The sequence below is a fragment of the Hungatella hominis genome, from assembly GCF_014288005.1.
GTDB lineage: Bacteria > Bacillota > Clostridia > Lachnospirales > Lachnospiraceae > Hungatella > Hungatella effluvii.
This window is the reverse complement of the sequence record NZ_JACOPB010000044.1, coordinates 1-3179: the sequence shown is the minus strand read 5'-3', so window position 1 is coordinate 3179 and position 3179 is coordinate 1. Positions and strand designations below refer to the sequence as shown.

1 rRNA gene is annotated in these 3179 nt (G+C 50.7%); it reads right to left on the bottom strand.

Annotated elements, in window-relative coordinates:
- Positions 1–14 precede the first annotated feature (14 nt).
- Positions 15–2905, bottom strand: a 23S ribosomal RNA gene (locus tag H8S75_RS32000).
- Between the last annotated feature and the right edge of the window lie 274 nt (positions 2906–3179).

The following is a 3179-nucleotide window of genomic DNA, read 5'->3' as shown; positions in this document are numbered from 1 at the left end:
CAACCTAAACCAACTTGGTTAAGCCCTCGACCTATTAGTGACAGTCAGCTGCACATGTTGCCATGCTTCCACCTCTGCCCTATCTACCTCGTCGTCTTCAAGGGGTCTTACTCTTGCGATGGGATATCTCATCTTGAGGGGGGCTTCACGCTTAGATGCCTTCAGCGTTTATCCCTTCCCGACTTGGCTACCCGGCCATGGGTTTGATACCCAACCGGTACACCAGAGGTCAGTCCATCCCGGTCCTCTCGTACTAAGGACAGCTCCTCTCAAATATCCTACGCCCACGCCGGATAGGGACCGAACTGTCTCACGACGTTCTGAACCCAGCTCGCGTACCGCTTTAATGGGCGAACAGCCCAACCCTTGGGACCTACTTCAGCCCCAGGATGCGATGAGCCGACATCGAGGTGCCAAACCACTCCGTCGATGTGAACTCTTGGGAGTGATAAGCCTGTTATCCCCAGGGTAGCTTTTATCCGTTGAGCGATGGCAATCCCACTTTATACCACCGGATCACTAAGTCCTACTTTCGTACCTGCTCGACCCGTCAGTCTCGCAGTCAAGCTCCCTTATGCCTTTGCACTCTTCGAATGGTTTCCGTCCATTCTGAGGGAACCTTTGAGCGCCTCCGATACTCTTTCGGAGGCGACCGCCCCAGTCAAACTCCCCACCTGACATTGTCCCCCGGCCAGGTCATGGCCGCAGGTTAGAAACCCAATATCGCAAGGGTGGTATCCCAACAATGGCTCCGGTAAGACTGGCGTCCTGCCTTCACTGCCTCCCACCTATCCTGTACATGCGACACCGAATCCCAGTATCAAGCTGGAGTAAAGCTCCATGGGGTCTTTCCGTCCTGGCGCAGGTAACCAGCATCTTCACTGGTACTTCAATTTCACCGGGTGCATTGTCGAGACAGCGCTCAAATCATTACGCCTTTCGTGCGGGTCGGAACTTACCCGACAAGGAATTTCGCTACCTTAGGACCGTTATAGTTACGGCCGCCGTTTACTGGGGCTTAAATTCAAAGCTTCGGATTGCTCCTAACCTCTCCTCTTAACCTTCCAGCACCGGGCAGGCGTCAGCCCATATACCTCACCTTTCGGTTTTGCATAGACCTGTGTTTTTGCTAAACAGTTGCTTGAGCCTATTCTCTGCGGCCCACTCTCGTGGGCACCCCTTATCCCGAAGTTACGGGGTCATTTTGCCGAGTTCCTTAACAATGCTTCTCCCGCCGGCCTTAGGATTCTCTCCTCATCCACCTGTGTCGGTTTACGGTACGGGCACGTATTACACAATAGCGGCTTTTCTTGACAGCCCCTATACCAACTTCCCTACTTTTGTTCGGTACGCTTAACGCTTTCCTGTTGTTAAACGGATTTTCCAGTCTAACCAGTCCGGCGCTTGCCCCGGTCTTTTCATTCCCGGGTTTGGCTTCGGTTCTGTGTCCCCACAGTTCTGATAATACGCGGTACAGGAATTTCAACCTGTTGTCCATCGACTACGTCTTTCGACCTCGCCTTAGGCCCCGACTTACCCAGAGCAGATCAGCTTTACTCTGGAAACCTTAGATATTCGGCCTGGAGGATTCCCACCTCCATCTCGCTACTCATTCCGGCATTCTCTCTTCTTAACACTCCACGCCTCCTTACGATAACGCTTCTTCGCAGTTAAGAATGCTCCTCTACCAATTGACTTACGTCAATTCCTAAGCTTCGGTGTTGTGTTTCAGCCCCGGACATTTTCGGCGCAGGACCTCTCGACTAGTGAGCTATTACGCACTCTTTGAATGTGTGGCTGCTTCTGAGCCAACATCCTAGTTGTCTTTGAAATCCCACATCCTTTTCCACTTAACACACACTTTGGGACCTTAGCTGTAGGTCTGGGCTCTTTCCCTTTTGACTACCCAACTTATCTCGTGCAGTCTGACTCCCGTACATCATTTATGCGGCATTCGGAGTTTGATATCTCTTGGTAAGCTTTGACGCCCCCTTAAGAATTCAGTGCTCTACCTCCGCTAAACTAATACGAGGCTAGCCCTAAAGCTATTTCGAGGAGAACCAGCTATCTCCGGGTTCGATTGGAATTTCTCCCCTACCCACACCTCATCGCCACCCTTTTCAACGGATGTGCGTTCGGTCCTCCATTTCCTTTTACGGAAACTTCAACCTGGACATGGGTAGATCACCCGGTTTCGGGTCTGCCTGAACTGACTTATTCGCCCTATTAAGACTTGGTTTCCCTTCGGCTCCACACCTTCAGTGCTTAACCTTGCCAGTCCCGGCAACTCGCCGGACCGTTCTACAAAAAGTACGCGGTTCCACCTAAAATGTGGTTCCACAGCTTGTAAACACAGGGTTTCAGGTTCTTTTTCACTCCCCTCCCGGGGTCCTTTTCACCTTTCCTTCACAGTACTATGCGCTATCGGTCACTAAGGAGTATTTAGCCTTGGGGGGTGGTCCCCCCGAATTCCCACAAGGTTTCTCGTGTCTCGTGGTACTTTGGAATCTGCTCGCTCTCTTCTGGTTTCACATACGGGGCTTTCACCCTCTGTGGCCGGTCTTTCCAGGGCCGTTCTGTTACCATACGAGTCACTTATTGCAGTCCATAACCCCGGCATGCACGCACGCCGGTTTAGGCTCCTTCCATTTCGCTCGCCGCTACTTTGGAAATCGAGTTTTCTTTCTTTTCCTCCGCCTACTTAGATGTTTCAGTTCAGCGGGTTCCCAACGTATGGCTATGGATTCACCATACGCCGACTGAGGTTTGCTCAGCCAGGTTTCCCCATTCAGATATCTCCGGATCAAAGGATATTTGCTCCTCCCCGAAGCTTTTCGCAGCTTATCACGTCTTTCATCGGCTCTTAGTGCCAAGGCATCCACCCTGCGCTCTTTATAGCTTAACCAGTTCGATTTTCGCACCATCCCCTGACTGTTAAGGAGGGGGCTTACCCTGTTAAGGGTGCGGGCTACTCGTCTAAGATTCATAGCGTTGAATCTCTGGTCTTAGGTTTGTTATCACTGTACGTTACAGTAATAACGAGTTTATAATTTTTTCGGTTATATCTGTTACGATATAACACCTCGGATGTCTTGATTTACTCTTTCTCGGGATCGAAATCCCTTAAAAGAATCTATCTAGATATATTCAATATGTGGTTTTCAAGGTACATGCTGCGC